Annotated in this window: 23 protein-coding genes, 1 tRNA gene and 1 pseudogene; 6 read left to right on the plus strand and 19 right to left on the minus strand. The window is 60.3% G+C overall.

Annotated elements, in window-relative coordinates; genetic code table 11:
• Nucleotides 1-100: 100 nt before the first annotated feature.
• The 3 genes from lysA to argH all read right to left on the minus strand — a co-directional run bounded on the left by lysA (nucleotide 101) and on the right by argH (nucleotide 3,076).
• The gene (lysA, locus tag ACSQ2W_RS11595; RefSeq protein WP_436086366.1) at nucleotides 101-1,369 is read right to left on the minus strand and encodes a diaminopimelate decarboxylase; all 1,269 of its coding nucleotides are present in this window, start codon (nucleotides 1,367-1,369) and stop codon (nucleotides 101-103) included.
• Between the two features lie 12 nt (nucleotides 1,370-1,381).
• The gene (gene lptM / locus ACSQ2W_RS11600) at nucleotides 1,382-1,576 is read right to left on the minus strand and encodes an LPS translocon maturation chaperone LptM (RefSeq protein WP_436086367.1); all 195 of its coding nucleotides are present in this window, start codon (nucleotides 1,574-1,576) and stop codon (nucleotides 1,382-1,384) included.
• Between the two features lie 96 nt (nucleotides 1,577-1,672).
• Nucleotides 1,673-3,076, minus strand: coding sequence for an argininosuccinate lyase (gene argH / locus ACSQ2W_RS11605; RefSeq protein WP_436086368.1), 1,404 nt, complete (start codon nucleotides 3,074-3,076; stop codon nucleotides 1,673-1,675).
• 42 nt (nucleotides 3,077-3,118) lie between these two features.
• On the opposite strand from argH, the gene tlpA reads away from it, so the two are divergent.
• A complete protein-coding gene (gene tlpA, locus ACSQ2W_RS11610) occupies nucleotides 3,119-3,802 on the plus strand; it encodes a thiol:disulfide interchange protein TlpA (RefSeq protein ID WP_436086369.1) in 684 nt (227 codons plus the stop codon).
• Here the strand turns inward: tlpA and ACSQ2W_RS11615 are convergent.
• From ACSQ2W_RS11615 to ACSQ2W_RS11650, 8 genes are all read right to left on the minus strand, one after another.
• Nucleotides 3,788-5,380, minus strand: a complete 1,593-nt coding sequence (locus tag ACSQ2W_RS11615; protein WP_436086370.1) for an EAL domain-containing protein — start codon at nucleotides 5,378-5,380, stop codon at nucleotides 3,788-3,790. The two genes, tlpA and ACSQ2W_RS11615, sit on opposite strands and share 15 nt — an antisense overlap.
• Nucleotides 5,381-5,469: 89 nt before the next feature.
• Nucleotides 5,470-6,342 carry a 3-hydroxybutyryl-CoA dehydrogenase gene (locus ACSQ2W_RS11620; RefSeq protein ID WP_436086371.1) on the minus strand — a complete coding sequence of 291 codons (873 nt, stop codon included), beginning with the start codon at nucleotides 6,340-6,342 and terminating at the stop codon, nucleotides 5,470-5,472.
• Nucleotides 6,343-6,575: 233 nt separating this feature from the next.
• Nucleotides 6,576-7,505 (minus strand): electron transfer flavoprotein subunit alpha/FixB family protein, encoded by a 930-nt coding sequence (locus ACSQ2W_RS11625; RefSeq protein ID WP_436086372.1) that lies wholly within the window; start codon nucleotides 7,503-7,505, stop codon nucleotides 6,576-6,578.
• Nucleotides 7,506-7,529: 24 nt separating this feature from the next.
• The gene (locus ACSQ2W_RS11630) at nucleotides 7,530-8,279 is read right to left on the minus strand and encodes an electron transfer flavoprotein subunit beta/FixA family protein (protein WP_436086373.1); all 750 of its coding nucleotides are present in this window, start codon (nucleotides 8,277-8,279) and stop codon (nucleotides 7,530-7,532) included.
• A gap of 290 nt (nucleotides 8,280-8,569) precedes the next feature.
• Complete coding sequence (locus tag ACSQ2W_RS11635; RefSeq protein ID WP_436086374.1) at nucleotides 8,570-9,364, minus strand: rhomboid family intramembrane serine protease; 795 nt, start codon at nucleotides 9,362-9,364, stop codon at nucleotides 8,570-8,572.
• 33 nt (nucleotides 9,365-9,397) lie between these two features.
• A complete protein-coding gene (locus ACSQ2W_RS11640; protein WP_436086375.1) occupies nucleotides 9,398-9,976 on the minus strand; it encodes a cob(I)yrinic acid a,c-diamide adenosyltransferase in 579 nt (192 codons plus the stop codon).
• Between the two features lie 3 nt (nucleotides 9,977-9,979).
• A complete protein-coding gene (locus ACSQ2W_RS11645) occupies nucleotides 9,980-10,177 on the minus strand; it encodes a twin transmembrane helix small protein (protein WP_436086376.1) in 198 nt (65 codons plus the stop codon).
• Nucleotides 10,178-10,198: 21 nt separating this feature from the next.
• The gene (locus tag ACSQ2W_RS11650; RefSeq protein WP_436086377.1) at nucleotides 10,199-11,032 is read right to left on the minus strand and encodes an SDR family oxidoreductase; all 834 of its coding nucleotides are present in this window, start codon (nucleotides 11,030-11,032) and stop codon (nucleotides 10,199-10,201) included.
• Between the two features lie 92 nt (nucleotides 11,033-11,124).
• Here ACSQ2W_RS11650 and ACSQ2W_RS11655 point away from each other — a divergent pair, with 92 nt between their 5' ends.
• On the plus strand, nucleotides 11,125-12,039 hold the full coding sequence (locus ACSQ2W_RS11655) for a YihY/virulence factor BrkB family protein (protein ID WP_436086378.1): 915 nt from the start codon (nucleotides 11,125-11,127) through the stop codon (nucleotides 12,037-12,039).
• On the opposite strand, the gene gluQRS is transcribed toward ACSQ2W_RS11655, so the two are convergent.
• Nucleotides 12,034-12,921, minus strand: coding sequence for a tRNA glutamyl-Q(34) synthetase GluQRS (gluQRS, locus tag ACSQ2W_RS11660; RefSeq protein ID WP_436086379.1), 888 nt, complete (start codon nucleotides 12,919-12,921; stop codon nucleotides 12,034-12,036). The two genes, ACSQ2W_RS11655 and gluQRS, sit on opposite strands and share 6 nt — an antisense overlap.
• Before the next feature lie 97 nt (nucleotides 12,922-13,018).
• Between gluQRS and ACSQ2W_RS11665 the strand changes: the two genes are divergently transcribed.
• The gene (locus ACSQ2W_RS11665; RefSeq protein WP_436086380.1) at nucleotides 13,019-13,666 is read left to right on the plus strand and encodes a DNA-3-methyladenine glycosylase family protein; all 648 of its coding nucleotides are present in this window, start codon (nucleotides 13,019-13,021) and stop codon (nucleotides 13,664-13,666) included.
• A 108-nt stretch (nucleotides 13,667-13,774) separates the two neighbouring features.
• Complete coding sequence (locus ACSQ2W_RS11670; RefSeq protein ID WP_018327092.1) at nucleotides 13,775-14,332, plus strand: HNH endonuclease; 558 nt, start codon at nucleotides 13,775-13,777, stop codon at nucleotides 14,330-14,332.
• Nucleotides 14,333-14,405: 73 nt separating this feature from the next.
• On the opposite strand, the gene ACSQ2W_RS11675 is transcribed toward ACSQ2W_RS11670, so the two are convergent.
• Together ACSQ2W_RS11675 and ACSQ2W_RS11680 are read right to left on the minus strand one after the other, a co-directional pair.
• Nucleotides 14,406-14,915, minus strand: coding sequence for a disulfide bond formation protein B (locus ACSQ2W_RS11675; protein ID WP_436086381.1), 510 nt, complete (start codon nucleotides 14,913-14,915; stop codon nucleotides 14,406-14,408).
• Between the two features lie 21 nt (nucleotides 14,916-14,936).
• Nucleotides 14,937-15,524, minus strand: coding sequence for a YqaA family protein (locus ACSQ2W_RS11680; protein WP_436086382.1), 588 nt, complete (start codon nucleotides 15,522-15,524; stop codon nucleotides 14,937-14,939).
• A 177-nt stretch (nucleotides 15,525-15,701) separates the two neighbouring features.
• Here ACSQ2W_RS11680 and ACSQ2W_RS11685 point away from each other — a divergent pair.
• Nucleotides 15,702-15,786 (plus strand) — tRNA-Leu (locus ACSQ2W_RS11685).
• Nucleotides 15,787-16,057: 271 nt separating this feature from the next.
• On the opposite strand, the gene ACSQ2W_RS11690 is transcribed toward ACSQ2W_RS11685, so the two are convergent.
• The 5 genes and pseudogenes from ACSQ2W_RS11690 to ACSQ2W_RS11710 form a co-directional block, all read right to left on the minus strand.
• A complete protein-coding gene (locus tag ACSQ2W_RS11690) occupies nucleotides 16,058-16,375 on the minus strand; it encodes a hypothetical protein (RefSeq protein WP_436086383.1) in 318 nt (105 codons plus the stop codon).
• A gap of 252 nt (nucleotides 16,376-16,627) precedes the next feature.
• The gene (locus tag ACSQ2W_RS11695; protein ID WP_436086384.1) at nucleotides 16,628-16,903 is read right to left on the minus strand and encodes a hypothetical protein; all 276 of its coding nucleotides are present in this window, start codon (nucleotides 16,901-16,903) and stop codon (nucleotides 16,628-16,630) included.
• Nucleotides 16,904-17,204: 301 nt separating this feature from the next.
• Nucleotides 17,205-19,058, minus strand: a pseudogene (locus ACSQ2W_RS11700) (diguanylate cyclase); the annotation flags it as partial.
• A 38-nt stretch (nucleotides 19,059-19,096) separates the two neighbouring features.
• Nucleotides 19,097-19,288, minus strand: a complete 192-nt coding sequence (locus ACSQ2W_RS11705; RefSeq protein ID WP_436086385.1) for a hypothetical protein — start codon at nucleotides 19,286-19,288, stop codon at nucleotides 19,097-19,099.
• A gap of 251 nt (nucleotides 19,289-19,539) precedes the next feature.
• On the minus strand, nucleotides 19,540-19,731 hold the full coding sequence (locus ACSQ2W_RS11710) for a hypothetical protein (RefSeq protein ID WP_436086386.1): 192 nt from the start codon (nucleotides 19,729-19,731) through the stop codon (nucleotides 19,540-19,542).
• Nucleotides 19,732-21,350: 1,619 nt separating this feature from the next.
• Here ACSQ2W_RS11710 and ACSQ2W_RS11715 point away from each other — a divergent pair.
• Nucleotides 21,351-21,575, plus strand: a complete 225-nt coding sequence (locus tag ACSQ2W_RS11715; protein WP_436086387.1) for a hypothetical protein — start codon at nucleotides 21,351-21,353, stop codon at nucleotides 21,573-21,575.
• Nucleotides 21,576-21,750 lie beyond the last annotated feature (175 nt).

A 21,750-nucleotide genomic window follows, 5' to 3' on the forward strand; every position in this document is an offset into this window, starting at 1 on the left:
CTTTGTGGCGAAGACGAGGGCGCCAACGCAATCGTGATCGATTTCCGCGGTCGCCGCGGCCGCTATCAACAACGGCCGGCTGCGGAGCGGCGGTCTGGCGTCAGTCGAGCCAGTTCGGCACGGAGTCGAGCCCGATCAGATCCTCGTAGCTGGTGCGGGGACGAACTACATGGAAACGGTCGCCGTTGACCAGCACTTCGGGCACCAGGAGGCGGCTGTTATAGGTGCCGGCCTGTACCGCGCCATAGGCACCGGCGGTACCGACGGCGATGAGATCACCCGGCTTCGGCATCGCCATTTCGCGATCAAGCGCCAGATAGTCGCCGGTCTCGCAGACCGGGCCGACCACGTCGGCCTTGATGCGCGGGGCGTTGGCAGCGGAAATCCGCACCGGCCGGATTTCATGATAGGCCTCGTAGAGCGTCGGGCGGATCAGGTCGTTCATGGCGCCATCGACGATGACGAAGGTCTTTTCGCCGCCATCCTTCACGTAGATGACCTCGGTCACCAGAATGCCGGCATTGCCGACGATCAGTCGGCCCGGCTCGGCGACGATCTTGCAGTTGAGGCCGCGCAGCTGGTCCTTGACGATGTTGGCATAGGCGTCGGGTAGGGGAGGCGGATTGTTGTCTTCCTTGTAGGGCACGCCAAGCCCGCCGCCGACATCAACGTGATCGATCGCATGGCCGTCGGCGCGTAGCGTATCGACCAGCTCGCGCAAAAGCTTGAAGGCATCCTCAAACGGCTGCAGCTCGGTGATCTGGCTGCCGATATGCATGTCGATGCCGGTGACCTTGATGCCGGGCAGGGTCGCAGCATGGGCGTAGACGGCACGCGCGCGCTCCCACGAGATGCCGAACTTGTTTTCCTTCTTGCCGGTCGAGATCTTGGCATGCGTCTTTGCATCGACATCCGGATTGATGCGGAAGGAGACATGCGCCTGCTTTCCGAGCCTGACGGCGCGGGTGTTCAGGATTTCGAGTTCCGGCTCGGATTCGACGTTGAAGCAGTAGATGCCGGCCTCGAGCGCCAGGTCCATTTCTGCCGCCGTCTTGCCGACGCCGGAGAACATGATGCGGCTTGCCGGAATGCCGGCCGCCAAGGCCCGGCGCAGTTCGCCGCCCGAAACCACATCGACACCGGCGCCCAGCCGTCCGAGCGTCTTCAGCACAGCTTGGTTGGAATTGGCCTTCATCGCATAGCAGACCATCGCGTCGATATCGGCGAATGCCTTGGAGAAGACCGAATAGTGCCGCTCGAGCGTTGCGGTGGAGTAGCAATAGAACGGCGTGCCGACCGCCTTGGCGATGTCGATGAGAGAGACGTCTTCCGCAAAGAGGATGCCGTCGCGATATTCGAAATGGTTCAACGGAGTGCCCTGTTAAAGGAGAGGATCAAGGAGAAAGCGCTTGTCTTGCACCTCATCCTTCTTTTCTACGGTGCCTGGCGCCGCTTTGGTGTTGATCGGCGCGGTCGAGCCCGGACGGTCGAGATCACCCTTGCGGCCACAACCGGACAGGGTCAGCCCCGCGATGGCGAGAGCTGCAAGCAGAATGGTGGTTTTTCGTAAGAGCATGGATGCTTCCCGGTCCGGGGCAGTGACGCCCTTCTTGCAAGATTCGTCAAAACTCATATCGAGTTTTCAAGGCCTTGTGCACCCTGAATCTTGACCTCAGTTCCGCGCCCGCCACCAGGCGATCTGCTTCCTCACTTCGCTCGGTGCCGTGCCGCCAAAGGAGGTGCGGCTGGCAACCGAAGCCTCGACTGTCAGCACGTCGAAGACTTTGTCGGTGATATCAGCATGGATCGCCTGCAGCTCTTCGAGTGACAACTCGGCAAGCTCGCAACCCTTCTGCTCGGCCAGCGCCACCGCCCGGCCGGTGACATGATGGGCGTCGCGGAAGGGCAAGCCGGCTTCACGCACCAGCCAGTCGGCAAGGTCGGTCGCGGTGGAATAGCCCGAACCGGCGGCGGCCTTCATCCGGTCCGCGCGAATGGTCATGTCGCGGACCATGCCGGTCATGGCGGCGATGGCGAGCTCCAGGCTTTCGGCCGAGTCGAAGACCTGTTCCTTGTCTTCCTGCATATCCTTGGAATAGGCGAGCGGCAGGCCCTTCATCACCGTCAAAAGAGCGATGAGCGAACCGTTGATGCGTCCGGTCTTGGCGCGCACCAGCTCGGCTGCGTCCGGGTTCTTCTTCTGCGGCATGATCGAGGAGCCGGTGGAGAAGGCGTCGGACAGGCGCACGAAGCCGAATTGCGGCGTCGACCAGATGACGATCTCTTCCGCCAGCCGTGACAGATGGGTGGCGCAGATCGAGGCGATCGCCAGGAATTCCAGTGCGAAATCGCGGTCGGAGACGGTGTCGATCGAATTGCGCGTCGGCTCGCGGAAGCCGAGCGCCTTTGCCGTCATGTGGCGGTCGATCGGAAAGCCGGTGCCGGCAAGGGCCGCCGCGCCGATCGGGCTTTCGTCCATGTGCTCGATGGCGTGGCGCACGCGCGAGCGGTCGCGGCCGAACATCTCGACATAGGCCATGCAGTGATGGCCGAAGGTGACGGGTTGGGCGGTCTGCAGATGGGTGAAGCCGGGCATCACCGTCTCGGCATGTTCTTCGGCGCGGTCAAGGAAGGCGGAGATCAGCGCCGTCAGCATCTTCTCCGTCTTCTGTAGTTCTTCCTTCACCCAGAGGCGGAAATCGAGCGCCACCTGGTCGTTGCGCGAACGGGCTGTGTGCAGACGTCCGGCAGCCGGGCCGATCAGCGTGGCAAGCCTCGCCTCGACGTTCATATGGATGTCTTCGAGCCGGCGGGAGAATTCGAACTGGCCGCTCTCGATCTCTGACAGGATCGTGCTCAAGCCGTGAACGATCTTGTCTTTATCCTCGGCGGAAATGATGTCTTGATGCGCAAGCATGGTCGCATGCGCTATTGAGCCGCGGATATCCTGGGCAAAAAGCTTCTTGTCGAAGCCGATCGAGGCATTTATCTCCTCCATGATTGCTGCAGGCCCTTGCGCGAAGCGCCCGCCCCACATCTGGTTGGAGCTTTTGGTTTCGGAAGTGCCGTCGCCCATGAAGATGCCCGCCCTGGAGAATGACCCGTTTTGGAAAATAAAGTGACAGACCGACAAAAACGCCTTCCTGCCGCCAGACTTGTGGTGATCGCTGCCCTTTTCGGGCTGATCGCCGGTGCGGCAGCGGTATACGTCAGGGAAAGCGGGTCTGGCAATGGTGCGGCGGTGGAAACCGCAGATGCAAAGGCTTGCGAAGCGGCAAAAGGTAGGGTCGCGGCGATCACGCCGTTCCTGAAAGGCCAGGTCGCCGCCATGGCGCCGGTCAGCGAGCCACGCCCGCTTGCCGGATTGAGCTTCAAGGACAAGGACGGCAAGGACCTGACGCTTGCCGATTTTACCGGCAAGACCGTTCTCCTCAATCTCTGGGCCACTTGGTGCGTGCCCTGCCGCGAGGAGATGCCGGCGTTGAACGCGCTGCAGAAGGCTGCGGGCAGCAACAAGTTTGCAGTGGTGGCCGTCAACATCGATATCGGCGGCGACGAAAAGCCGAAGGCCTTTCTGAAAGAAATCGGCGTGCATGATCTCGGCTACTACCGGGATGCCTCCATGGGCGTGTTCAATGCGCTGAAAAAGGAAGGTCTCGCCTTCGGCCTGCCGGTCACGCTGCTGACGGATGAAAAGGGTTGCCTGATCTCCTCGATGAACGGGCCAGCCGCCTGGGACAGCGACGACGCCAGGGCGCTGGTGAAGGCCGCTGTCGCAGCGATGCCTTCAGGCGCTCGCTAACAGCGAACGGCGTCCATCCGCCTGTTCGCGCGCGCCGGCCTCCTTTGCCGCCATGGCGAGGATCGTTGTTGCGGGCACCGGCTTGGAATAGACATACCCTTGCCCCTCGCGGATTCCGAGTTGCAGCAGGGCAGCAATCTGCTCCTCCGTCTCGACGCCTTCGGCGACAACGGTCATGCCGAATTTCTCCGCGATTGCGGCCAGCATTTCGACCAGCTCCGACGACTTGCGATCGAGGGCAATGCCATCGATGAAGAACTTGTCGATCTTCAGATAGTTGGCGCCGAGCGCATGGATTGCTGACAGACCGTTGTGGCCGGTTCCCGCATCATCGATGGCAACCCGCATGCCGGCGGCGATGAGCTTGCCCGTCACCATGGCTGCGCGCCCCTTGTCGGAGATGACCTGTCGTTCCGTCACTTCGACAACAAGCGATCGCAGCGGCAGCCTGAACCGTGCGGCCTGCGCGGCGAGATTGGAGACGAAACCCTCCGTCAGATATTGATCCGGCGTCACGTTGAAACTCAGTTTGAGATGGCTCTGCGTCTGCAGCAGCTCGCCGAGTTGCGCTCCGGCATGCCTCAGCAGTTCGGTCGTAAGCCTGTCGATTCGGCCATTGCTTTCGGCCAATGGAATGAAGGCCAGCGGCGGGATCACCGCGCCGTCGGGCTTGATCCAGCGCGCCAGCATTTCGAAACCCAGAAGTTTTCGGCTTTCAAGGTCGAAAATCGGCTGGAAATACGGCTTGATCTCGCCATTGGTCAAAGCTACGTCGAGTTCGTCGAGGATGGAGGTGCGGCGGAACATGCCGCGCGCTGCAAGGACGCCGAAGCCGAGGCCGAGGGCGACGGCGATCGCGATCGTCTGCGGCGACAGCGACTGGTTCCATTGCGCAAGGGTGGCGGAATCGACCTTCAGGCTGATCCCGATGGGATAATGGACCGATTTCTCCTCGAAAGTGGTGAATTTGATGTCATCGGTGTACCATTTTCTTACCGGACTATAGCTCGCGAATGACGTTCCGTCCGACAAGGTGAGGTCCATCAGCGCGCTGGCGCGCAAGTCGACCGGCAGGACTGCAAAGAGCAGCCCGCTGGTCGCAAGAACTTCAAGGATGTTTTCGTCCGGCCCGTATTGCCAGCGCACCCCCAGTCCCTTCCAGCCCGGGAAACCAATAGCCAAGAGCGAATAGCCGGGGCTCTTCGTACGATTGTGCCGCGCCGTCGCGATCGATTGTTCGAGCGCCCGGTTCTTTTCCTCGTAACTCCAGCAGGCGCCGCCTTTCGTTTCCAGCCGCATGTTCTTCATGATGCTGGAGCCGTAGAACGCTTTTGTCATCGCCATTCGATCGACTGAGGCACAGGTTGTGCCGCGGTTGACGATGACGTCGCTCATTTTCATGACGGCGGAATCGATCGCCAGTTCCGTGCGCGCGAGGGTGTCGCTCGTGAGCTGACGCAACTGCTTGTCGTTCCAGGATGCGATGAAAACCGTATGGGCAAAAGAAAGGCCACCGACGAAGAGGCCGGTAAAACACAGCACGAAAGCTGCGAATCGTAATTTGCGTTGCGCTGTCATGGCCCGAACCGTTGCTGAGGCAGGACGGTGGGCGAAACAGGTTAAGATCGGTTGAAGTTTCTACCGCTGATTTAGCCTTGCGGCACCACTTAGCGTGTCGGAACCGGCGTATCACCGCGATAATCATAGAAGCCGCGGCCGGATTTGCGGCCGAGCCAGCCGGCCTCGACATATTTGACCAGAAGCGGGCAGGGACGGTATTTGGAATCCGCCAGGCCGTCATGCAGAACCTGCATGATCGAAAGGCAGGTATCGAGGCCGATGAAATCGGCAAGCTGCAGCGGCCCCATCGGATGATTGGCGCCGAGCCTCATCGCCGTATCGATGGCGTCAACGCTGCCGACACCTTCATAGAGCGTGTAGATCGCCTCGTTGATCATCGGCAGGAGAATGCGGTTGACGATGAAGGCCGGGAAGTCTTCCGCAACGGTGATCGTCTTGTCGAGCGCCGTGACGAACTGCTTGGCGGTCGTAAAGGTTTCTTCCCCGGTCGCAATGCCGCGCACCAGCTCGACCAGCTTCATCACCGGTACCGGGTTCATGAAGTGGATGCCCATGAAGCGTTCCGGCCGGTCGGTCGCGGACGCAAGCCGGGTGATCGACAGCGAGGAGGTATTGGTGGCGAGAATAGCATCGGCCTTGAGGACCGGACAGACCTGGCCATAGATCTTGCGCTTGATGCTCTCGTTCTCGGTCGCGGCCTCGATGACGAGATCGGCTTGGCTGAGGTCGTTGATGTCTGCGGATCCCTTGATCAGCGACAGTGCCTTCTTGCGTTCCTCGTCGGTCAGCTTGCCGGAGGAAACCTGCCGGGCCATGTTGCCGTTGATGGTTGCAAGCCCGGCTTCGACGCGATCGGCGGCGATGTCGTAGATGTGCACCTTGTAACCGGCCGCAGCCGATACCTGGGCAATGCCGCAGCCCATCTGTCCAGCGCCAACAATTCCGACATTCTTGATCATCGAGCCGATTTTCCATCATCAGTACGAAAGGGCGGACGCGCTTCCGTTTCAAGCAAAGAGCAATGAACCGCTTCAGGAGAGCGTTCCGGCTGCAAGTGATAAAGGCATCGCGCCCAATTTTCCAGCCTTTATTCACGGCCGGAGCAACCGGAGACCGGACATTCGCGTAGCCTGCAAAAACGAAAGACGGCCGCGCCGGCTGGCACGGCCGTTCATGATGTTTTTGCAGGAACTCAGAGCGCCTTTTCGAGTTCCGGCAGGATATCGAACAGATCGCCGACGAGGCCGTAATCGGCGACCTGGAAGATCGGCGCTTCCTCGTCCTTGTTGATGGCGACGATGACTTTCGAGTCCTTCATGCCGGCGAGATGCTGGATGGCGCCGGAGATGCCGCAGGCGATGTAGAGCTCAGGCGCGACCACCTTGCCGGTCTGGCCGACCTGCCAGTCGTTCGGGGCATAACCGGCATCGACGGCGGCACGGCTTGCGCCGACGGCGGCACCGAGCTTGTCGGCGACCGGCAGGATCACCTGCTGGAACTTTTCGGCCGAGCCGAGCGCCCGGCCGCCGGAGATGATGACCTTCGCCGAGGTCAGTTCCGGCCGGTCGGAGGAGGACAGCGCATCCTTGACGAAGCTAGACACGCCCGGATTGGCGGCGGCGGCAACGGTTTCCACCGGTGCCGAACCACCCTCCGCGGCAGCGGCGAAGGAGGCGGTGCGCACGGTGATCACCTTCTTCGCTTCAGTGGTCTGCACCGTCTGGATGGCGTTGCCGGCATAGATCGGCCGCTTGAAGGTATCGGCCGAGATCACCTCGGTGATCTCCGAGATCTGGGCGATGTCCAGGAGGGCGGCAACGCGCGGCAGAACGTTCTTGCCGACCGAGGTCGCGGCCGAAAGGATCGTGTCATAAGCACCGGCCAGCGACACGATCAGGGCGGCGAGCGGCTCGGCGAGGTTGTTGGCAAGGTCGTCGCTTTCGGCGAGCAGCACCTTGGACACGCCGGACAGCTTGGCGGCTGCGTCGGCCGCGGCTTGTGAGCCCTTGCCGGCCACCAGCACATGCACGTCGCCACCGATCTTGGCGGCCGCCGTCAGCGCCTTGGCGGTCTGGTCGGACAGGGTTGCGTTGTCGTGGTCAGCCAGAAGAAGAATGGCCATGGTGTTAGTCTCCTTTTCTGGACTTTAGAGGACGCCGGCTTCGTTCTTGAGCTTGTCGACCAACTCGGCAACGGACTTTACCTTGATGCCGGCCTTGCGACCCCCCGGCTCCTCGGTCTTCAAGACCTTGAGGCGGGCTGTCGTATCGACGCCGAAATCGGCAGGCGTCTTTTTGTCGAGCGGCTTCTTCTTCGCCTTCATGATGTTCGGCAGCGAGGCGTAGCGTGGCTCGTTGAGGCGCAGGTCGGTGGTGACCACCGCCGGCAGCTTGATCTCGATGGTCTGCAGGCCGCCGTCGACTTCGCGGGTCACCTGAGCCTTGCCGTCACCGATCTCGACCTTGGAGGCAAAGGTGCCCTGTGCCCAGCCCAAGAGGGCCGACAGCATCTGGCCGGTCTGGTTCGAATCGTCGTCGATCGCCTGTTTGCCGACGATGATCAGGCCCGGCTGCTCGGCTTGCGCAACGCCCTTGATGATCTTGGCGACGGCGAGCGGCTCGACCTGATCGTCGGTCTCGACCAGGATCGCCCGGTCGGCGCCCATGGCAAGCGCCGTGCGCAGTGTCTCTTCGGCCTTGGCCGGGCCGACGGAGACGACTACCACTTCCGACGCCTTGCCGCCTTCCTTCAGCCGCAGCGCCTCCTCGACCGAAATCTCGTCGAACGGGTTCATCGACATCTTCACATTGGCAAGCTCGACACCGGAACCATCCGGCTTCACCCGGATCTTCACGTTGTAGTCGACCACCCGCTTTACGGTGACAAGGATTTTCATAGTGTCCTTCCTTACAAGACGTTTGCCGAGAAAATGCGCTTTAACGCAGATGCCTGATTGTCGGTTGGCGACATCGATACGCGTTTTTTCTCCAATTACAATCTTTGCCGCCTCCGGCGGCCAGAAGATTGCGACAGGAAAAATACTTACGTTTACGTGCGCGTCAATATCAAATCGCAGTCGGTTTATGCGCTTTTGCGGCCAACGTTCAACCCGGCAGCTCCGCCATGGTTCTAATTAACTGTTTTTAATAGGAATATTCTGCCAAGTGCCGACCTTCCCACGCTGGATCATGACGGTCTTCCCCAAGGAGTGGGCTTTCTCGTGTTTTCGGCGCCAACGGGAGATAGGATGACCGGCGTTGCCTCCACATGCCGGACGGCGCGCGGCGTGACGATCGTGCGATCGAACAAGGGTACGTCCCGGCGTCGCAAAATGACAACCAGCACCAGCCCGGCAATGATGCCGCCGACATGCGCGCCCCAGGAAACGCCGCTCTCGGGATCGGCCACGAGCATGAAGAACTGCTGTCCGATCCAGAACGCAAGCGGAATGAAGGCAGGAAGGGGAAGCGGGATGCGAAAGAGCACCAGCACCCAGACGCGAACTTTTGGATGCAGGAGGAAATAGGCGGCGACCACGCCGGAGATCGCACCGGACGCGCCAATCAGCGGCGTTTCGGAGGCGGTATCGACGAGCCCGTGCGTCAGGGCGCCGGCGGCGGCGCACAGGAGATAGAAGATCAGGTAGCGGACATGCCCCAGCGCGTCCTCGACATTGTCGCCGAACACCCAGAGGAACAGCATGTTGCCGGCCAGATGCCAGAAATCGCCGTGCAGGAACGCATAGGTGATGTAGGTGGCCTCATCCGGCACCAGCACGAGATCGGGCGTCAGTTGCGCATAGTCGAAGGCGATGGCGGGAATGTAGCCGAGGCTAAGGGCGGTCGCGTTGGAAAAGGTCTCCGGCACCAGCAGCGGCCCGGTGAACAGCCAGACGATCACATTGATGATGATCAGGCTGATGGTGACATATTGGACCTTGATGTGTTTCAGGGAATTCGCGTCGTGCAGCGGTATGAACATGAGATCCCCTGAAAGCGTGGTAGCGTGGCGAGACTACCGGTTTTTTCCCGGAACCCAAAGCACATCCGACTGGCCTTTGCCGTTCGTCCAGCGCGCCGCGACGAAGAGGAAATCGGAGAGACGGTTGACATAGGCGAGCGCTTCATGACTGACAGCCTCGCCTTCCATCCGCGCCAGTTCGACCATTTGCCGTTCGGCCCGCCGCGCGACCGTGCGGGCAATATGCAGCGCTGCCGCTGCGCCGCTGCCGCCGGGCAGCACAAAGGAGCGCAACGGGTCGAGGTCGGCATTCAACGCGTCGATCTCGGTTTCGAGCCGGGTGACCTGTGCTGCGATGATGCGCAGCGGTTCGTAAGGCAGCGTCTCGCCCGTATCCGGTGCAGAGAGATCGGCGCCGAGGTCGAAGAGGTCATTCTGGATGCGCATCAGCATCGCATCGAGCGCCGCGAACTCGGCGGTATGCTGGCGCGCCAGGCCGATGAAGGAATTGGCCTCGTCGATGGTGCCATAAGCCTCAACGCGCAGGTCGCTCTTCAGCCGGCGCGGCCCGGTGGTGAGCCCCGTCATGCCGTCGTCGCCGGTCCTCGTGTAGATCTTGTTGAGTCGCACCATGGGTCAGCGACCGCCGCCGGTGAACAACAGCGTCAGCATGATCAGAACGATCGCGGCCGCCTGCAGGAGCACGCGGGCCTGCATCAGCTTGTTGGAGGTGTTGCCGTCGCCGCCTCTCATCATGTTTATAAGGCCGCGGATGAGGACGACAGCGACGAGGCCCATGACGAGCAGCGTCAAACCGGTCATAAAACTGTTCATGTGAATACCCTCGTCTTTGCGTCAGCCGAGTCGGCCGATGATGCGATAAAACAGACCGGCCGGAAGCAGCTTCTTCAGAAGCGCGCCCTGTTTGGCCGGCTGCGTCACGATGTAATGCGGCTTTGGCTTCTTTGCGGTCAATGCGCGTTTCAGCACAGCATAGACTGCGTCTGGCCCGAGCTTGCCCTTGGCGGGTGCGCTCTCGCCCTTCAGCCGCCGCATCTGCCGTTCATATTCCCTGGCATGGACCGAGCCCTTCAGGTCGATGAAACGCTCGACATAGGCGATCGCATTGGCGGTGAAGCGGGATGTGATCGGCCCGGGCTCGATCAGGCTCACCTCGATGCCGCTTCCGGCAAGTTCCATGCGCATCGTCAGCGTCAGGCCTTCGAGCGCGAATTTCGATGCATTGTAGGCGCCTCGCCACCTGTACGGCACGATGCCGAGAATGGAGGAGCATTGTACGATGCGACCGTGACCCTGCGCCCGCATGGCCGGGATGACCTGCCGCGTCAGATCGTGCCAGCCGATGACATTGGTTTCCAATTGTAGGCGAAGAGCTTCCACCGGTAGGTCCTCGACTGCGCCTGCCTGACCATAGGCGCCGTTGTTGAACAGCGCGTCCAGCCTGCCGCCCGTGCGGGCAAACACCTGTTCCACAAGAGAATATATGGTGTCCGTTTTGGTATAATCCATAAGGAAGGCTTCGATACCGTCGTTTTCCAGGGGCCTGAGATCCTCCGCCCGCCGGACGGTCGCAAACACCCGCCAGCCGTCCCTGGCGAGTGCCCGCGCGCACCAGGCACCGATGCCGGAAGAACAGCCGGTGACGATTATCGTGGGACGGTCGGTCATTCTGGTCAAATCCTGTAGAAATTACCGCCCGGTTTCCCATATTCAGGAACGGGTTACAATCGCACAGAACCGCTGAAGCAGTTGGAGAGAGAATGCCGGCCTTCATTCGCATAGCCTGGAAGGTCATTTTCGATGCGGTCTGGCATTTCAGCGAGGATGATGGCTGGGCGATGGCAAGCCATGTCGCGCTTTCCACCCTGTTGGCGATCTTTCCCTTCCTGATCTTCGGCACGGCGCTCGGCAGCTTTCTCGGCGCAGACCAGTTTGCCACCACCGCCGTGCATTTCATCTTCGATACCTGGCCCGCATCGATCGCCAAGCCGATCTCCGACGAGGTGGTTCGGGTGCTGACCATTCCGCGTGGCGGACTTCTGACCGTATCGGTGCTTGCCGCCGCATATTTCGCATCGAACGGCGTCGAGGCGCTGCGTGTATCGCTCAACCGCGCCTATCGCGTCGCCGAAAGCAGGCCCTGGTACAAGACGCGCGTGGCGAGCCTCGGTTTTGTGCTGGCCGGGGTGCTGGTGCTGGCGATCGTCAGCATCCTGCTGGTGGCCGTGCCGCTCGCCGTCGGCTATGCCGGAACCTATCTGCCGTGGTTCAACAATCTTCTCGTTCTGCTCGACAGCTGGAGCCTTGCCGGCGTCTTCGTCATGCTGGCGGTGGGGCTGATCGTCAGCCATCTGTGGCTGCCGGATGGACACCGGAAAATCCTCGACGTGCTGCCGGGCATTATCCTGACGCTGATTGCCTGGTCGATCGGCGCCTACATCTTCGCCTCCTACCTTGCCACTTTTGCCAATTATGTCTCGACCTATGCCGGGCTCGCCTCGATCATGATCGCCCTGGTCTTCCTCTACATCGTCGGCGCCATCTTCATCATTGGCGCGGAGATCAATGCGGCGATCATGAAATACAAGGTTAAGCGCATGCTCATCCGCAGCTTCAGGGGCGCCAAGGATGTAGACGGCCAGCAGGCAGAGAACCACCCGGAAAATATCCTATAGTATCATCGCCCGAACATCGTCCGGCGTCCTTCCGGCGTCACGCAAAGCTGCAATCCCCGTGTCCTTGTTGCTCTTCGACAGCTTGCGCCCGTCCGGTCCGGGGATGAGGCGGTGGTGATGGTAGACGGGCTCGGGAAGGTCGAGCAGCCGCTGCAGCAGCCGATGCACCGAGGTCGCATGATAGAGATCGTGTCCGCGCACCACATGCGTCACCCCCTGCAGCGCATCGTCCAGCGTCACCGCGAGATGGTAGCTCGAGGGCGCATCCGAGCGCGACAGGACGACATCGCCCCAGGCGGCCGGATCGGCGGCGATCTGTCCCGTTTCACCGTTCGCCCCCGCGCCGGTTTCCTGCCATGTCAGCGGCGCGCCCAGTTCCGCGATCGCCTTGTCCATGTCGAGCCGCCAGGCATGCGGTTTGCCCCCGGCAAGCATCCTCTGGCGGCCGGCGGCTGATAGCTTCCGCTCCTCGCCGGGATAGAGCGGTGCCCCATCCGGATCGCGCGGCCAGGCCTTGCCCTTCGCTTCGAACGCGGCAACCGCAGTCTTGATCGCACCCCGTGTCAGAAACGCGGGATAGACCAGGTCCCGGTCGATCAATCGGCCGAGTGCCTGCCGGTACAGATCGAGATGCTCGGATTGCCGGCGGACCGGTGTTTCCCATGACAATCCGAGCCAGCCGAGATCGTTATAAATCCCGACTTCGAATTCCGGCGTGCAGCGGGTAGTATCGATATCCTCGATCCGCAGCAGGAAGCGTCCGTCCGTCGCCTTCGCCATGTCATGGTTGAGAATGGCCGACAATGCGTGACCGAGGTGAAGCTGGCCGTTGGGGCTCGGCGCGAATCGAAAGACCGGTTGTTTTGGCAATAGCGCGTTCATGTTTCCTTCTTGCCATGGAAGAACGCGCCGGGCCATTCGTTTCATTCCTGTTGCGGTGGCAAATTGCATGAACGCCGCTTTGCGTTGGAGGATGGAGATGCGGATCATCCGCACGCATGAGGATATCGCCGCCGGGTTGCACGGGCTGGTGATGCTCGATGCGCGGCTGGAGCCGGTGGTTGCCAAGGCCGGACCGGTGCCTTTGCGCCGCGCCGATCCCGGTTATCGCGGCATCGCCAATATCATCGTCTCGCAGATGGTCTCGAAGGCCAGCGCCGCAGCGATCTGGCGGCGCATGGAAGAGAAACTGGGCGACATCTCGGCTGCGGCCGTTCTTGCCGCCTCCGACGAGGATTGCCGAGAACTCGGGCTATCGCGCGCCAAGGCCGAGGCCTTGCGCGCCGTGGCGACGGCAGTGACCCGTGGGGAACTCGATCTGGAGGCGATCTGCGCAATCGAAGGCAACGCCGCCATCCGCGAAATGACGTCGATCAAGGGCGTCGGCCGCTGGACGGCGGAAGTCTATCTGTTGTTCTGCGCCGGTCATCCCGACGTCTTTCCTGTCGGCGACGTGGCACTGCAGAACGCCGTCGGCCATGCGCTGACGCTGGAGGTCCGGCCCTCGGCGCGGGAGCTTGATTCGCTGACGGAACTCTGGGCTCCGTGGCGCAGTGTCGCCGCCCGGCTTTTTTGGGCGTATTATGCCACCGAGATGCGCCGGGACGGCCTGCCAGTGGCGCCGTAAGGTAAAAAGCGAATCTTTTGTTTCCTTTTTCCTTTTGGCTTCACAATCCTGACGCAACGCGCCTAATATAGAAGGTGCAGGTGCCGAATCGAGCAGGAGTATACTGGCTTGACGATTGCAGTCTCACCACACGGCCTTCCAGCGCTCGTGCTGAACGCTGACTATAGGCCGCTGAGTTACTACCCCTTGTCGCTCTGGTCCTGGCAGGACGCGATCAAGGCGGTTTTCCTGGACCGTGTGCATATCCTCGCAGAATACGACCACCAGGTTTCTTCCCCAAGCTTCACCATGCGCCTGCCGAGCGTCGTCTGCCTGAAAAGCTATGTGCAGCCGTCGCGCCATCCGGCCTTCACCCGGTTCAACGTGTTCCTGCGTGACCGGTTCGAGTGCCAGTATTGCGGCTCGCCGGATGACCTGACCTTCGACCACGTGATCCCACGCTGCTGCGGCGGCCAGACCACCTGGGAAAACGTCGTTGCCGCCTGTTCGCCCTGCAATCTGCGCAAGGGCGGCAAGCTGCCGCGCCAGGCGGGCATGTTCCCGCACCAGAAGCCGTTCCACCCGACGGTGCAGGACCTGCACAACAACGGCCGGCTGTTTCCGCCGAACCATCTGCATGACAGCTGGATGGACTATCTCTACTGGGATGTTGAACTGCAGCCCTGATGGCCGTTCGCCACGGACATTGCCACGGACATTCATTGGAAGAGCAGCGGCGTAAACCGCCGCCGACGCGGGTTTATGCCTTTGCCGCGCCCCGCAGTGCAATGGCGGCCAGGATCAGGCTGGCGATGACGTTCCATCCCGCAAAGGAAAGCCCGAGAACGCGCAGCGCCGCATCCGTGCAGGAGGGGCCGTGCTTGCTGTCGAGATCGCCGAGCAGATCGCCGACGTTGGTCGATACGCCCGATGCCGAGGTTGCGCAGGTCGCAGGGCCTTCCCAGAAATGCCACTCGACTCCGGCGTGATAGACCCCAAGCCCGGCGCCGACCAGCATCAGGATGCCGACGATCGCGAGCAGCGATCGTGTCAGCCAGACCGGCAGTTTCACTACGGAGGTGACGATGGCGAGGATGCCGATCGGGATGCCCCAGTAATAGGGCGTGCGTTGCATCAGGCAAAGCGCGCAGGGGATATAGCCGCCGATATGCTCGAAGGCGAGCGCGCCGCCGACCGTGGCCGCCATGCCGAGCGTGGCGACGATGGAGGGAGAAAGGCCCCTGGAAGGCTGGGTCAGGCTATCGCTCAAGACAAGGCTCCATCAGGCGTATCAGGCAAGGAAACGATAGGCCGCAAACATGGCGATCAGCAGGCCGGCAACGGCCGCGGCCAGCATGCCCAGCCGCTTTTCGATGAAATGGCGGATTTCCTCGCCGTAGCGGCGCAACAGCCAGGCGAGCACGAAGAAGCGTGCGCCGCGGGCGATGATCGCCGAGATGATGAAAAGGCCGAGATTGATATTGGCGGCGCCGGAAAGGATGGTCACCACCTTGATCGGCGGCAGATGCGCAAGGCCGGAGGTCACCAAAAGCAGCACGAGCGTCTCGTAGCCGACCGACGCCTTCAACTGCTCGAAGGCGTCCAGCTTGCCGTAGAAATGCAGGATGGGCTTGGCCAGCGTCTCGAAGGCGTAATGGCCGATATACCAGCCGGCGATGCCGCCGAGCACCGATGCCGCCGTTGCAACGAGAGCATAGCGCCAGGCGCGCTCCGGCCGGGCCAGTGCCATCGGAAGGAACAGGACATCGGCGGGAACGAGGAAGATGGAACTCTCGACGAAAGCAATGACCGCCAGCCAGACTTCAGCGGATTTCCGGGCGGCGAGCGACATTGTCCAGTCGTAAAGGCTGCGAAGCATGCGGGCGTTCCAGTTAATCTCGAAGCCTTTTAGGCAGGATTGCCGGTGCTGTAAATGATGTGCTGCAGGTGCGAAGCGCACAGTTTTGTGATTCCCGCCGGCCCGATCGTCAAAATCCCGGTTGACCGGCCCGAAACGCATCGTGTACACGCTTTTTGCTACCTCACAGGTATCCGTGCCCCATTGGCGGAACTGGTAGACGCGCTCGACTCAAAATCGAGTTCCGAAAGGAGTGCTGGTTCGATTCCGGCATGGGGCACCAACCATGCATTTCAGGCTTGTTTTTCCTAGGCTTTTTTCGCCTTTTTTTGTCCCACTTTTATCCACCCCCTGAACAGGCGGGACAGTTTCAGTGCTATTTTGTTCCGGCACGAGCTTGCCGATTCCGTTCTCAGCCATGCGCCTGCGGTTCGCTTTTCGGGTGTAAACCGACGTTTGGGCTAGGGGCGCGATCAGCGGCACAGCCGCCCCGGACGGCCGCCAAACCTAACGCGCGTCTGTGGGGTACCCATGAGGCCCTAATTGGATAAGAATTATGCGTGCCGACGCAGGGCCATGCCTACAAACAGCATAATGATGAACATCGAATATATGGTGATAAAGAGGACGCGAACGAAGTTCACGAGGGGAGAAGTTTTCACCCGATGGAGCTGATTCACACGCACCCCGCACGGCTTTATCACCTGCAGCACTAAACAACCGAATAAAGCGGCAATAAAAAACAAAGCGAGATATGGGTCCATCCAGTCCGGAACTCTTACAAACCCCCAATTGAATGCGACCGCTCGATTGGCCGAAAGCAACGTCAAAGAAGCAAAGAAGCAAACCTTTGCATACTTAGAAAGATTCATGGATTGCTGCCCCAACTCACCACGACCGAGAGGTCGGTAGCGTCTCATAGCGCACGTGACAGTCAAGGATTAGGGGCATCGTCTAAATGGGGTAGAAACGGCCTTTGTGAGCCTCAAATAGAAAAGGCCGGGCTACCCCGACCTTTCGTTGTCGCCTCGCGCCGCTGCCAGTACATCCGTGGTCAACGGCGCTAGGGAACTACCTGAAACCAATGTAGGCCTCGATTGCGACACCGGCAAGTCTGCACGCGCTCACCCGCTGATACGGCCGTCCATCATTTCTTGATCACGACGTTCGACCGCCGTTACAGCAAGTTCCTTAGACGCCGCATAGCCCTGTTGCACGTCAAATTGGTTGGTGTCGGGCCCGCCGACATTTGACCACCTCCACGCTCCTTCGGTTTCCAGTCGTCCCTCGAGTGTCACTCTGCCGATCATTCGCTCGCCTTCGTAGCCAACAAAATCGTGGTCGGGCGAGAAATACATTGAGATCCAATAATATTCATGTGGTGCGGTATCAGGAGGCATCACTGGTCACTCCTTCGCGTGCGCAAGGTTTGCCGTCGCCCCAATTGTGCCCTTTGACGGGCCGCAGGATGCGCCCCGTGTCTAGAAAAGGAAAGGCGATACTTCGCCGAGGCAAGATAATGTGGGACATCGCAGGAAAAAAACATAGTGTTTTGGCACAATGCTCGCTTGTCCCACATTAGGCTAGGCCGCTGATTTTACTCGCTTCCAGTACTCCGGCATGGGGCACCATATTTTTTTTCGCGATGCCGCCCGTCAACCCATCGTCGGCCAGCTTTTTCAACGGAGCCAGGTCGCCGGGCGGCTGGCGATGGAGAATGCGATTGCGGCCTTGCGCCTTGGCGTCGTAGAGCGCGGCATCCGCGATCGACAGCAGGAGGCCCGTCTCTGCCTGCAAGACGCGCCCTTGCGCGGAAGATATACCGATGCTCGCGGTCACCCTTCCGAATTCACTCTGGGAATGGGTGATGTTCCTTTCATTCAGTTGGAGGGCGAACTGCTCGGCAACGACGAGCGCGCCTGCCTCATCGGTGTCCGGTAGCAGGACCACGAATTCCTCGCCGCCATATCGGGCAACGATATCCGTCGACCGTTTTGTCGCATGCAGCAGGCACTTGGTGACGAGCTGCAGGCATTGGTCCCCCGCCGGATGTCCATAGGTGTCGTTATAGGCCTTGAACCGGTCGATATCGATCATCAGCAGACTGAGCGGTATGTTGGTTCTCACGCTTCGTGCCGCCTCGCGCGCAAAAGCCTCGTCGAAGGCCCGGCGATTGACGAGGCCGGTCAGCCCGTCCGTCTCGGCCAGGCTCTTCAATTGCTCGGCCGACAGCCTGAGTGCCTTTTCCGCCTGTTTCATCGCGGTGATGTCCGAGACGACGACCATCGCGGTCCCGTCTTCGGCGAGCCTCGTCCTGATGCTGCGCCAGTCCCCGTTGTAAAGCTCGACCTCTTCGTCCTTGTTGGAATGCAAGGTGGCGCTGACCATCGCGACCCAGCTGTCCGTTTCGTCACTGGGCAGATCCAGCCGCTCGCAGGTCGCGATCGAGCGGCGCAGGATATCGCGGATATGCGCGCCGACGACGCGGGCATCCGCAGACAGCGGGAAGGCGTCGCGATACTGCTTGTTGCAAAAGAGAAGGAAGCCCCTTTTGTCGAACATTGCAAAGCCGTCGGACATGCCGGCCATGGCGTGCGACAGCAAGTTCTTGCTTTCGCGCAGTTCCCGTTCGAGCGCAGTGCGTTCGGTGATGTCGCGTGTAACGCCGGCAAGCCCGATGACACGTCCTTCCCTGTCCCGGAGGGGGACCTTGGAGGCCAGCATATACCTGTCGCCGATATGTTCGACGGAATCGATAAGCGGCACTTCCGTGCGCATGACCTCCTGTTCGCGGTAATATAATTCCTCGGCGAGCGGCCGTTTCATCAGATGGAAGTCAGTCAATCCGAACATCTCCGCCGGCGTCTGAAACCGAAAAAGGCGGACCATGTTGTCGTTGACGGTGATGAACCGGCTGTCCCGATCCTTGACGTACAGATAGTCGGGCGATTGCGAAAATGCAGTCACCAATATGCTGCGTTCCAGTTCCAAGTGCTGCGTTTTCAACAGGATGAGACCGCAGGCGGCTATTGCAATACAGTTCAGCATCACCATAGGCTGGCCGACCATGATGAGCGTGTTGGCCTTCGACAGCGTGGGAAGGGCCGCCATCGACACAACGAGCGTGGTGCCGGTTGCCACTGTCAGGAGAACGATGTCGAGGAGCGTTGGCGATCTCTTCCTGACGAGGAAATGGGCGATCAGACCAAGGCCGGCGACAGCGCTGATTGCCGCGATACCGTCGACGGCGCCGGCGCCGCCGACCGTGGTACGGAAAATGATGGCAACCGACGCGGCAATGAACGCGGCGACCGGCCCTCCAAACAGGCCTGCGAGCGCGAGCGGCGAGAAGCGCAGATCGATAAAGATGCCGGGAGTGAATTCGGCCGCGAGCAGTATGGAACCGATCGACGTCCCGCCGGTCATGACCCCGAAGACGAACTTTCCGTATCCGTCCAGCCGCCGCTGGAACCAGATCGACACATGCGCCCAGATCGAAGTCGCCAAGCACACAAATGCAAGGTTACCGGCAAGTTGCCCCCAGATGCCATTCATCGCCTGCATCGGCCTTCCATCATATCTACAAAAGAGCTTTAGGCAGCAACTGGTGTGAGTTTTGTTAAAATTCTCGGGGTTTGCGCCGTTACTGTTTGATTTGGGGCGCGGAATGTTGCGATTTTGTCACGCATCCGTGAGCGCGTGACAAGCGGCCGGAAATGATCTGGAATGGCGCGGGGAAGGGACGACATCGGCGTGAACCGCTCCTTCGTTTCGAAGTCTTCCATCACACTTCCCGCCGCCAAATTCACAAGCTGAAGCATCGCCCTGACGGAAAATGTGGGGACCGGCAAACGTCAGCATCCAACTGTGGCCGAAACGCTGCAGCCATTGATTTCAGAAGGTGCTAATGCTCAGTCGTGAATGCGGCGCGACCTGATCCACCCCGCGCGTTAGTTCGCGGGGTGGTGCGTCTGCCAATGGTCGGCGGGCAGGGTATGTCAAAGACCACAAGGTCTGTGGACGGCGCTCTGCTTTTTCAATCCCGGCGTCTGATGGCGTCCCGTTCGAAGCTCGGCGTCCAGCCGCGGGTACGCAGATGACGGCAGTCTTCGATAAGCGTGCCGATCGTCGCGCGAACATCGCCGTCGTGAAACGCCAGCGCGGCGGCAATCTCATCGACCGGCTCGGAATATTGAATGTCATGCGCAATGGCGCCGATCGTCGACACGGCTCCTCCTTCCCCTGTGCAGAGACTGTGCATATCCTGTGGATAAATCGTCAAATTCGGCGGCCGCATCGCTGCAGATGTTCTCATTATGTTCTCATTTGGGGGAGAGTCAATGGTGGTTTTGGGAACCTATTATTCACGATTCCGTTAGTAGTTATGTCTCAGAGCTAGATCGAATGCAGGAGGCGGAGATGAAAAGTGTGGTTGATAGATTTTTCGCTACGGCGTTGGTTGTTGCCGGTGTCTTGACCGCGCTGCCATCTGCTCCATTGGCGCAATCGTTGGACCTGTACATTGGACGGGGCGGTCCTGACGTGGAATTCCGGGAGCCATATCGGAGGGAGTATGAATGGCGACGCGGCTGCAGCGAACGGCAAGCCATCCGCCGCGCCTACAGGCTCGGAATGCGTGATCCCGAGATAGCATCCATAGGACGCCGGCAGATTGTCATTGACGGTATCGGCCGCCGCGGTGAATACACGACGCTGCGCCTTGCAAATCGCGAAGGCTGCCCTCGCATAGGATGAGGGACGCGTCAGCGTTGCTTTGGCATTTGCAGCCGATTGATTGGGCGGGGCCAGCGCGGAAACACTTCACTGAAGCGTCGGCCCCTATGGCCTTAGCCGACAAGGGCAATTTTACCATCTTCAGGTTGCAGTAAACAACGCGGCAGAGGTCGTAAGAACTACCGCTTTAGGGTAGTGCACAATGCCAGCGACGGATGCAGGCCGCATTTGCCGCGCTATGCCTTGATCGAATAGGTTCGGCCTATACAGCGAAAACATTCTTGACGTGCCTCTTTTCGAGAGAGGCGCTTGCGAGGGCCCGGCCATGGGCACCGTAGATTTTGCTTGTTATTTCAGGTTTGATCCCTGTCGTCGCGCCGGCAGATGAACGCGACGCGGAATGCTGCAGGATTACGGGGGCGATGTGACGCGATAAACCAGCGCGCGTTGCCTCTTCGTGGCCTTTGATATGAAGGCCCAACCACGACGCACGTCCGCGATGAAAGGATTGAGGCCGCGCGGGGGCGTCGGGGCAGAGGAGCACGACAGGAGGATTCTTGTGGGTAGGACATTGACGCTCTTAGTTTCACTTTGCCTGAGTACCCCGGCGTGGTCGCATGACATTTATGAAGTCGCTTGCTGCGCGGAGCGCGATTGCAGACCGATACCGGCAAGTGACGTGACGCCAACCAAGGGCGGATGGCTCGTGCGGACGACCGGCGAGGTCATCAGCTACAATACCTGGCCTCTCAAGCGATCCCCCGACGGTCAGTTCCATCGCTGTGCCGCTTTCAATGATTTCGGCCCCAAGGGACGAACCAAGTGCCTTTACATCCCGGACATGGGGGAATGAGGCGGTATCGAAGGCCGGTGCCTTGCGACATCGCGGAATAGCGTGGGAAAAGTGCGTTCGGTTGATGCGCGCCATACGTAACTTGCTTAACCGAAATACAACCACGCGGCGTGTTCGCAGGGAGTATTTTAGGCCAATTGCCTCAATTCAGCACAGGTCAAGCAGGCTATTAACCGCCATTCTGCATCGTGATTGCAAAACTTCCCATAGATGATCAGTCTGAGGTCGATCAGTCCCCTATCGGCACATGGAGATCGAATATGTCGCAGTCTGTTACGTTTGGCGCCGGTTTCGATGATGTTGAAGCGCTTTCCGGCGCCCTGTTCTCCTGGTGTGCGGAACGAAGCATTCGCCTGCGCAGCCAGGAGGGCGTCAGTGCCGCCGGCGCGGTCATCGACCTGTTCTTTGCAGGTTACACGACGCAGGATGAAATACTCGGGGCGCTGAGCGATCGGCACGGCCGCGAGGTCGCATTCGCGTCGTGAGACGGCTTCACAGCGCAGGCCGTATGTCGCGCCGATGCGGCTTACTCTACCGGGAAAAAGGACGTAAAGGTCGTCATGCCAGCATACTCCAGGCCACTTAGCTAAACTGTGTTTTCGAATATTATCGCGGTAAAGTCGCAAACCCAGGGCCGGCGTTACGTCCAGAGTTGAAGTC

Source organism: Pararhizobium sp. LjRoot255 (genome assembly GCF_964252905.1).
Classification (GTDB): domain Bacteria; phylum Pseudomonadota; class Alphaproteobacteria; order Rhizobiales; family Rhizobiaceae; genus Pararhizobium.

What these genes read in the sequence shown, in the direction of transcription:
- lptM (WP_436086367.1), bottom strand. Translation starts at nt 1,576, where the DNA reads ATGCTCTTACGAAAAACCACCATTCTGCTTGCAGCTCTCGCCATCGCG.
- argH (WP_436086368.1), bottom strand. Translation starts at nt 3,076, where the DNA reads ATGGGCGACGGCACTTCCGAAACCAAAAGCTCCAACCAGATGTGGGGC.
- ACSQ2W_RS11615 (WP_436086370.1), bottom strand. Translation starts at nt 5,380, where the DNA reads ATGACAGCGCAACGCAAATTACGATTCGCAGCTTTCGTGCTGTGTTTT.
- ACSQ2W_RS11620 (WP_436086371.1), bottom strand. Translation starts at nt 6,342, where the DNA reads ATGATCAAGAATGTCGGAATTGTTGGCGCTGGACAGATGGGCTGCGGC.
- ACSQ2W_RS11625 (WP_436086372.1), bottom strand. Translation starts at nt 7,505, where the DNA reads ATGGCCATTCTTCTTCTGGCTGACCACGACAACGCAACCCTGTCCGAC.
- ACSQ2W_RS11630 (WP_436086373.1), bottom strand. Translation starts at nt 8,279, where the DNA reads ATGAAAATCCTTGTCACCGTAAAGCGGGTGGTCGACTACAACGTGAAG.
- ACSQ2W_RS11635 (WP_436086374.1), bottom strand. Translation starts at nt 9,364, where the DNA reads ATGTTCATACCGCTGCACGACGCGAATTCCCTGAAACACATCAAGGTC.
- ACSQ2W_RS11640 (WP_436086375.1), bottom strand. Translation starts at nt 9,976, where the DNA reads ATGGTGCGACTCAACAAGATCTACACGAGGACCGGCGACGACGGCATG.
- ACSQ2W_RS11645 (WP_436086376.1), bottom strand. Translation starts at nt 10,177, where the DNA reads ATGAACAGTTTTATGACCGGTTTGACGCTGCTCGTCATGGGCCTCGTC.
- ACSQ2W_RS11650 (WP_436086377.1), bottom strand. Translation starts at nt 11,032, where the DNA reads ATGACCGACCGTCCCACGATAATCGTCACCGGCTGTTCTTCCGGCATC.
- ACSQ2W_RS11655 (WP_436086378.1), top strand. Translation starts at nt 11,125, where the DNA reads ATGCCGGCCTTCATTCGCATAGCCTGGAAGGTCATTTTCGATGCGGTC.
- gluQRS (WP_436086379.1), bottom strand. Translation starts at nt 12,921, where the DNA reads ATGAACGCGCTATTGCCAAAACAACCGGTCTTTCGATTCGCGCCGAGC.
- ACSQ2W_RS11665 (WP_436086380.1), top strand. Translation starts at nt 13,019, where the DNA reads ATGCGGATCATCCGCACGCATGAGGATATCGCCGCCGGGTTGCACGGG.
- ACSQ2W_RS11680 (WP_436086382.1), bottom strand. Translation starts at nt 15,524, where the DNA reads ATGCTTCGCAGCCTTTACGACTGGACAATGTCGCTCGCCGCCCGGAAA.
- ACSQ2W_RS11690 (WP_436086383.1), bottom strand. Translation starts at nt 16,375, where the DNA reads ATGAATCTTTCTAAGTATGCAAAGGTTTGCTTCTTTGCTTCTTTGACG.
- ACSQ2W_RS11695 (WP_436086384.1), bottom strand. Translation starts at nt 16,903, where the DNA reads ATGCCTCCTGATACCGCACCACATGAATATTATTGGATCTCAATGTAT.
- ACSQ2W_RS11705 (WP_436086385.1), bottom strand. Translation starts at nt 19,288, where the DNA reads ATGGAAGACTTCGAAACGAAGGAGCGGTTCACGCCGATGTCGTCCCTT.
- ACSQ2W_RS11715 (WP_436086387.1), top strand. Translation starts at nt 21,351, where the DNA reads ATGTCGCAGTCTGTTACGTTTGGCGCCGGTTTCGATGATGTTGAAGCG.